The organism is Aminobacter sp. P4_D5, assembly GCF_056401815.1.
Map to the genome: position 1 here is coordinate 1 of NZ_JBFUIP010000708.1, position 715 is coordinate 715.

The following is a 715-nucleotide window of genomic DNA, read 5'->3' on the forward strand; positions in this document are numbered from 1 at the left end:
AAGGCTTGCGAAGACCTGTTAAGCCGCGCGCTGATGACCGCCATTCCGATGGATGCCATGCTTGGCCCAAGAGTAGCGCCGAAGGGCAGGATGGAAGGACGGGGCGTAGCAGTCAGTTTTGGGCCCTTCCGGCTGCGACCGGCGGAAGGCGCGCTGTGGCGTGACGGCTTGCCCGTCCCCCTCGGGAGTCGGGCCTTCGCCATCCTCTGCACTCTGGCCGAAGGTGGCGGCCAACTGGTCAGCCAGGCGCGGCTCATGGATTGCGTCTGGCCTGGCCTCAGTGTTGATGAAGGTAGCCTTCGCGTTCATCTCAGCGCGTTGCGCCGCGCGCTCGGCCATGATGGGGCGGGCGGCCCCGTCATTCTGAATGTGCCCGGCCGTGGCTACCGTCTCGTGCCCTCTGTCCGGCGGGATGATGAGCCACAGGATGGACGCACAGTGTCGCGCCCTGGGTTGCCTGCAGCAGTCGGCCGACTGCATGGCCGGGAGGCCCTGATCGCCAAAATCGGCGTTGCCGTCACTCGCGGGCGCTTAGTCACGCTGGTAGGCGTGGGTGGCAKCGGCAAGACGACGGCCGCTGTGGCCGCGGCGGCTGCTTTGAGCGGCGGCATGGGCGAGCCCTGCTTCATTGACCACACTCCGCTGCGCGATGGGCGGCAGCTACCACTTTAGATCACGGGTTTGCTCGGTCACCGCCCTGACCCCGACAATCCAC

General features: G+C 66.8%; 1 protein-coding gene. It reads left to right on the plus strand.

Features of this window, described 5'->3' with window-relative positions; all coding sequences use genetic code 11:
* Positions 1-672 (plus strand): winged helix-turn-helix domain-containing protein (locus AC1DWF_RS34465; protein ID WP_476842973.1); only part of this gene is annotated, 672 nt, incomplete at its 5' end.
* Positions 673-715: the final 43 nt, after the last annotated feature.